At 54.2% G+C, this 7646-nt stretch carries 3 protein-coding genes and 3 pseudogenes; all 6 read left to right on the forward strand.

Annotated features, from left to right (window positions below; genetic code table 11):
* Positions 1-1895: 1895 nt before the first annotated feature.
* Positions 1896-2012 (forward strand): annotated as a pseudogene (locus GM30_RS28270) (autotransporter-associated beta strand repeat-containing protein); the annotation flags it as partial.
* Between the two features lie 12 nt (positions 2013-2024).
* A pseudogene (locus GM30_RS27445) lies at positions 2025-4712 on the forward strand (autotransporter outer membrane beta-barrel domain-containing protein); the annotation flags it as partial.
* Positions 4713-5505 (forward strand): annotated as a pseudogene (locus GM30_RS26405) (autotransporter outer membrane beta-barrel domain-containing protein); the annotation flags it as partial.
* A gap of 84 nt (positions 5506-5589) precedes the next feature.
* The gene (locus GM30_RS20720; protein ID WP_049850135.1) at positions 5590-5811 is read left to right on the forward strand and encodes a hypothetical protein; all 222 of its coding nucleotides are present in this window, start codon (positions 5590-5592) and stop codon (positions 5809-5811) included.
* A gap of 63 nt (positions 5812-5874) precedes the next feature.
* Positions 5875-6084, forward strand: coding sequence for a hemolysin expression modulator Hha (hha, locus tag GM30_RS20725; protein WP_049850136.1), 210 nt, complete (start codon positions 5875-5877; stop codon positions 6082-6084).
* Positions 6085-6600: 516 nt separating this feature from the next.
* Complete coding sequence (locus GM30_RS20730; protein WP_049850137.1) at positions 6601-7113, forward strand: hypothetical protein; 513 nt, start codon at positions 6601-6603, stop codon at positions 7111-7113.
* The last annotated feature ends 533 nt before the right edge of the window (positions 7114-7646 follow it).

Consider the following 7646-nt stretch of genomic DNA (forward strand, 5'->3'; position numbering starts at 1 on the left):
TTTTAAATATTTTTATATCAATAGATTAAATATGATTTTTCTTTGTGTCTGGTTTGTAAAACGGAATTCGCGATTAAAAAGAGGTTAACGGTAATGGGAAATAAAATACTGTTTGAGTTAATCAACTCTCGCACTTTTTTACGGAAATTTAAACCTGGTATCCTCGCTCTTGCAGTGAGTTCAGCGGTTCTTTCTCTCATCAGCCCAGCGAAACCGGCAGTGGCGGGCCGNCACTCAGTACGGAGGGAGGAGATGCCGGAACGGGAGGCGTGGGTAACAATGGTATCCCCGACGCGGCTTACGGTAGTGGCGCGGGAGGTGGCGGTGGTGGCGGTGGTGCGGTCAGCCTTATCCTCTCCGGTAATGGCAGTAACAGCGGAACCATTGTCGGTGGCAGTGGCGGTTACGGCGGTAATGGTGGGCAAAACGACAACAATAATCCTGTCGCAGGGCATGGCGGTAATGGTGGCTCTGGGGNNAGTGCGATTTCACAACCCGGGACGCAATTGCTGGGCGGCAGCGGCGGCAAAGGCGGGCGAGGCGGCGATGGTATTACGGCGACGGCGGGAGGCAATATTACTAATGGCGCGCAAGGGCAGATTATTGGTGGTGATGGCGCGACGGGCGGCATAGCCGCGGGTCTTCCTCTCAGGAGTGAGTACCATAACTAACGCTGGCGTGCTGCGTGGCGGAAACGGAGGAAACGGCAACAACGGGGGGGCTGCGCATGGCGTTAATACGGTGTCCGGTGGTAACGGTGCTATCGCTGGCGATGGTGGCACCGGCGCCTGGGTCTCCGAAAGTGGCACGATCAACAATTTGCTGGGCGGCCAAATCATCGGGGGGAATGGTGGCACAGGCGGAGGAGGAAGTTCGTTAAATACAGGGAATGCGATNTATTGGTGGGGACGGAGGCAAAGGAGGGGATGGCGTTAAACTCAATGCTGGTGGCCAGGTCACCAATGCGGGCGCTATCACCGGTGGTGCAGGTAACCGTGGCGGAGGGAGCGGTAACTCCACTGACGGTGAGCATGGCGGGAATTCCGGCCGGGGTGGTTCGGGAATACAAATCATCAGTGATGGTAATGTGGTGAATGAAGCCAGTGGCGTCGTCACGGGTGGCAGTGGCGGAGATAATTCGGCAGGCACTAATAATGCCGGAGCCAGTATTACGGGTGGTGTGGGTGGCCTCGGCGGAACCGCACAGAATGGAGGCGCGGGTGGTGACGGGGGCAATGGTGTCCTGATTGCAGCAGGCGGAAACGTCACCAACGCAGGCACCATCATCGGCGGAAGAGGAAGCAATGCGGGTAATGGAAATAATGCCAATGGCGGNTGGCGGGCAAGGGGGCAGTGCAGGCGTAGGGACGACAGCAGGTCTTATGGGGACCGGTGGCGTGGGGATTTCAGGTTCCGACATGACCATTATCAATAGCGGAACGTTATCCGGGGGCTTTTCTCAGGATGGTCTTAGTCGCGCCGATGCCGTGATATTTTCCGGCGGCGTTAATACGCTGGAGCTGTGGGATGGTTACGTCATTAACGGCAATGTTGATGCAAGAACGGGCAACAACACCCTGATCCTCGGCGGCGAAGATGACAGCACATTTGATATTTCCCACATCGGCAGCGCCAGGCAGTATGAAGGATTTTCCGCTTACCATAAAACCGGAGACAGCACCTGGATCCTTTCCGGCGGCACAACCGCAGAAACCCCGTGGACGCTTTACGATGGCGTCCTGCAGGCCAGCCAGGAAGCGAGCTTTGGTGCATCAGACAGCAGTCTGACGTTTGACGGCGGGACGTTGCAACTGGGAGCCTCCTTTGACCTCGCGGCATCCAGAAATATTACGCTTGCCAGTGCGGGGGGAACGCTGGACACCCAATCCAATACGATGCTGATTTCTGCCGCTATTACGGGTAGCGGAGGGCTGACAAAGCAAGGTTCGGGAACGTTGACGCTGAGCGGAAACAATGTCTATGGAGGACTAACGGATATTGTTGCCGGCACGTTGGTCCTCAACAACACCGGAGCACTCAATAATAGTGCGGTCCGGATAAATAACCCAGCAACATTTGATATCAATGAAAGCACGACGGATGGCGCAGGTAATTATCGTTTCGGAACGGCATTGTCAGGCGGTGGTTTACTGAGCGTGACGATGCAAGCCGCCTCTAACGTTTTCTCTTTCTCCTCCGTAACGTCCTCTGCTTTTACGGGTGTCGTCGCACTGAAGCAGGGATCCTTCACGCTGGAGGGGGTTAACACCACATCCTTAGCGAATGCGCTATTACAAACAGACCCTGGAAATACGATAACGGTAGGGAATGGCACGCAGTCTATTGATGCGATTGCCTTTAACGGCGGTGCCATGGTTTTTGATGCGATGATACCTGCAGATATTCAGGCGCGAAGTCTGTTACAGGTGGATACCTTGATCGCTGGCGCAACAGATTATACCCGTAATGGTCGGAGCTATCAGGTTGAAGGAACGGGTAACGTTCATGTCACGGTGCCTTCTCCCTGGGACGATCCCGGGGCACATAACCCGGATACATCCTTAAACCTGCTCCAACAGGATGATGCGGATATCAGCACAAAACTGGTGTCGGCAACAAATATCATTGGATCCGGGGGCTCATTAAATCTAACTGATATGAGTGGAAATGAGATTGGCGCAGACCAGGATATCGCGATCTCGCAGAATGGAACGGTGGTGGCGAATGGTCAGTATGACTATCGTCTGACAACGGCACCTGGGGACGGTTTGTATGTTAACTACGGGCTAAAGCAACTCGAGATTCTAAGCGGTCAGACGCTGACCCTGGCCGAACGTCCCGGCGCTATTGATGCTGCTGCTGACATGTCTGCGACCATTACGGGAGCGGGGAATCTGGGTATTCGTGCAAGCGCTCTGGTCTCGCTGTCAAACGGGCTCAACGACTATAGTGGCGCCACGCTGGTACAGGCAGGCACCCTGCGTACCGATGCAGATGGCGTGCTGGGTAACACTAGTGCGTTGAACATCAGCAGCAACGCCACCGTTGATCTCAATAGCACCACGCAGGTCGCGGGTATGCTGGCGGGTGAAGCCGGTTCAGTCCTGGATGTTAACGGCGGTACACTGTCCATGACAAACGGCGGCTACAGTAACGGCAGCCTGACCGGCAGCGGTAAGCTGAACGCTGACGGTGGCGTACTGACCATTGACGGTGCCAACAGCAGCCTGACTGCCGCCACCACCATCAGCAATGGTGCGGAAGTGGTGATTAACGATGCGAAAGGCGCAGGCACCGGCAATATCACCGATGAAGGCACCCTGACGCTGGACGGTGCGACCGGCACACTGGTGAACAACATCGGCGGCACCGGTAACGTCGACGCGACCAACAGCAGCAATGCGGTGGTCGCCGGTGACAACAGCGGTTTCAGTGGTCTGCTCAATATCGACGACGACAGCAATCTGACCGTCAGCGCGCAGAACAACCTCGGCACCGCGGCGGTGAACGATGAAGGTAAACTGACCGTGAACACCGGCAGTGACTGGACGCTCAGCAACAGCGTCAGCGGCAGGGGCGANGGACTGGTTAACGTGCGTAACGGTGCCTCGTTCACCGGTTACGGCAGCACCGCCGGGGATGTGAACGTCATGCAGGGCGGTACCATGCAGACGGACGACTTCCTGGTCGGTGGCAACCTGACCAACAGCGGCTCCGTCCTGCTGAGCCGTAAAGACGGCACGCCGGGCAACACCCTGACGGTCAACGGCAACTACACCGGTAACAATGGCCTGCTGGCATTCAATACTGAACTGGGTGGCGATGACTCACCGACGGACAAAATGACCGTTCATGGTGACACCGCCGGCAGCATGCGTGTCAGCGTGACCAACACCGGTGGCACCGGTGCACAGACGGTGAACGGCATCGAGGTGATTCAGGTGGACGGCACATCAGCGGGTAACTTCGCGCTGACCACCGGGACGGTTGAGGCCGGGGCGTATGTCTACACTCTGGCGAAAGGCACCGGCGATGCGGCGAAGAACTGGTACCTGACCAGCAAATGGAAAGGCAGTGTACCGCCGACGGATCCGGTAAAACCCCCTGTTGTTGATCCAAACGTTCCCAATACGCTTCGCCCGGAAGGAGGCAGCTATATCAGCAACATCGCGGCGGCCAACACGCTGTTTAACCACCGCCTGCACGACCGTCTCGGTGAACCGCAGTATACCGACGCGCTGCATAACGGTGACGACAACGTCAGCAGCATGTGGATGCGCCACGTCGGCGGCCACGAACGTTCCTCTGCCGGTGACGGTCAGTTGAAGACACAGAGCAACCGCTACGTGCTGCAGCTGGGTGGCGACATTGCGCAGTGGAGTACTGACGGTCTTGATCGCTGGCACCTGGGCGTGATGGGGGGTTATGCGAACGAGCACAGCAACACCCGCAGCGACCGTGCCGGTTACGGTTCAGACGGACGTGTCAGCGGCTACAGCGCCGGTCTGTACGGCACCTGGTACCAGAACGGCGCGGACAAGACCGGGGCATATGTGGACAGCTGGATACTCTACAACTGGTTTGACAGCAGCGTGACGGCTGACAACCGTGAGAGCGACGAGTACAAATCAAAAGGGCTGACCGCCTCTCTCGAAGCCGGTTACACCCTGAAAGCCGGTGAATTCTGGGGCAGCCAGGGTACGCTGAACACGCGGATGAAAACGCAGAGCAACCGCTATGTACTGCAACTGGGTGGCGACATTGCGCAGTGGAGTTCCGACGGCCTTGACCGCTGGCACCTGGGCGTGATGGGGGGCTATGCCAATGAGCACAGCAACACCCGCAGCGACCGTGTCAGCTACGGCTCTGATGGCCGCGTCAGCGGCTAAAACGCCGGGCGGTACCTGGTACCAGAACGACGCGGACAAAACCGGGGCGTATGTGGACAGCTGGATGCTCTACAACTGGTTCGACAGCAGCGTGAGCCTGGAGAACCATGCGACCGATGAGTACAAGTCGAAAGGGCTGACTGCCTCTCTCGAAGCCGGTTACACCCTGAAAGCCGGTGAATTCTGGGGCAGCCAGGGTACGCTGAACACCTGGTATGTGCAGCCGCAGGCGCAGGTCACCTGGATGGGCGTGAAAGACAAGGCGCACAAACGCAGCGACGGCACCCGCATCGAAACGCAGGGCGACGGCAACATCCAGACCCGTCTTGGGGTGAGAACGTACCTGAACAGTCACCACAAAATGGATGACGGTAAACAGCGTACCTTCCAGCCGTTCGTGGAGGTGAACTGGATCCACAACACCGAAGCCTTTGGTGTGAAGATGGATGGCACAAAAGTCAGCCGTGACGGTGCCCGCAACCTCGGTGAAGTCCGTACCGGTGTGGAAGGCAAGCTGAACGACCGCCTGACCGTCTGGGGTAACGTGGGTGTGCAGATGGGTGACAAAGGCTACAGTGATACTCAGGGCATGCTGGGGGTGAAATACAACTGGTAACGGACGGGCGTAAAGGTAGACGGAGCCGGAAAATCCGGCTCTGTCTACCGGCTCCTCTGTTGCCATTCTGAATCAGGTAAAAAAATGGACGAGCGTTACGAATTAGCAGATGAGAACGGGATGTCTCATGAATTTGCCGACTGGTTTTTCGATGAGAAAAAGGCCGGATGCGGCAACGCATGGTTCATGATGATGGTGATGATGTGGGAAGGCTGGAAAGGAAGGGAGGGGCTGTTAAACGTCACGGCTGAACTGCCTGATGTCAGGCCGGTAGCACCGGCAGATTCACGCAACAGATTTAGATAATAATTTAATACACAGAAATACGATATTCATGGTAATCATTAGCAGATGTCAGGAAGAACGAACATGCCAAAAACAAAGCAGGAATGGCTTTTTCAGCTGAGAAAATGCACCACGCGGGAGACTCTGGATAAGGTTGTCGAAAAAAACATTTACTGCCTGACAGAGAATGAACTGGCTAATTTTCATGCCGCTGCCGATCACCGGATGGCAGAGATAATAACGAATACGCTGTATGATAAAGTTCCGGCATCCGTATGGACGCTGGTTCGTTAAATAACACGTCTGTCACAGCATAAACGAAATATTAACTTGGCGGAAAATGATGCGTGGTATTTAAAGGCACTACAGTGATTGTGCTGATGGTTTTACTGGTGGGCGCCTGTTTCTGGTCTGGAAGGTGGTTAAACGAAATGATGTAATAAAACTGTATCTCCGGCAGTGGCTTATATTTCATTGCTGTTATTCATGAACATAAAAGCCCTGTGGCCGGTATTTTAAAATCTATTGACGCACCCGGGTTAAATATATTACATTCATCCTGAGGCGCATCTCCCCGGACGGTGTGGCTGGGGGCCCCCNNCGTCATCATTGATAATGAGGTTGTATTTTCTTATGGAACGGAAGAGATTTCCTATTCCTTTAGTACATCTGCTGATTTTGTATTTTTTAACAGGATAAAGAAAATTCATTGCTATAATCTTTTTGTCTGGCCCGTAAGAATAATTCTGTGAATCAGGTTTTATCCCCGGGCACTGCCAGCAAGTCGTTTTTTAAGAAGGGATCTTACAGATGAATATTGAAGAAGCAAAAGATGAGCTTAAAAAAGCGATATCCGGTCCCTACGGTGCACACTGGGTTTACGGTCCGGCAGTCCGGCTCCTGATGGACGAACTGGATAAAGCACAACAGGAGCTTAACGCCCGGCGGGTAAACAGCCACAATATGGCAACGGATAATGCTGAATACATGACCACGGCAGCAATCCGCGATGTCATTGCAGAGCGACAGCGGCAGGTTCATGTCAAAGGCTATTCTGCGGAATATGATGACCACTATAAGCCGGGGGAGCTGGCGCGTGCCGGAGCGGCTTATGCCCTGCGGACAGCCAGACCTTTGTTTACTGTTCCTGCAGTTTATCCCTGGGCACGTTACACTTTTAAGTTTTATGACCCGCGCCGTTCTCTCGTGGTTGCAGCAGCCCTCATTCTTGCCGAAATTGAACGCACTGACCGTGCAGCCCATGATAAGGGGAAGACAATCAATAAAATAGGACTCCTGACAAAGAAAATGTTTACCGGGTAGACCAGACGGACTGAACGGCGAATGGTGGCAGGACGAAAAGTGCTCAGCGGCTTCCTGAGGATGGTGTGTTGCTGACGGAATGGAGACTGATGAAGCAGCAATATGTGCAGCGATCAACTGCAGTTGGAGTATGGTGTATTCTGGGGGTATGAAAATCGCCGCAAAATGCCGATAACATTTGAGCAGGTGGCTGAATAACATCGATGAAGACCACTTTTTATTCACTTTGTTATTTGGTGATCTCCATCAATGTTATTGGAATTTCACAGGTGTGTTGAACTGTATCTTTTACCATTCTGGTGAATGGTACCTATGCTGGTAGCTCCAATATATATGAGAAAATTGAAGGAAATACAAAGAAGTAAATATGATTCTGGACCCAGCTATCGTCAGATCGGCCGTTGTATCGCGATCTCCCCCCTCTGTCGTATCCAAGTATGCCAATCGGGCGGCTTGGCATTAAGCAAGCCGAACCGGAACTCACCATTGCGCCGCTAAGCTGGACGAACAACAGGGGTGAAGCCACCTTTAAC

The organism is Trabulsiella odontotermitis (assembly GCF_001188485.1).
GTDB lineage: Bacteria > Pseudomonadota > Gammaproteobacteria > Enterobacterales > Enterobacteriaceae > Trabulsiella > Trabulsiella odontotermitis_A.

Coding starts and splice junctions, on each gene's coding strand:
- GM30_RS20720 (WP_049850135.1), top strand. CDS start 5,590: ATGGACGAGCGTTACGAATTAGCAGATGAGAACGGGATGTCTCATGAA.
- hha (WP_049850136.1), top strand. CDS start 5,875: ATGCCAAAAACAAAGCAGGAATGGCTTTTTCAGCTGAGAAAATGCACC.
- GM30_RS20730 (WP_049850137.1), top strand. CDS start 6,601: ATGAATATTGAAGAAGCAAAAGATGAGCTTAAAAAAGCGATATCCGGT.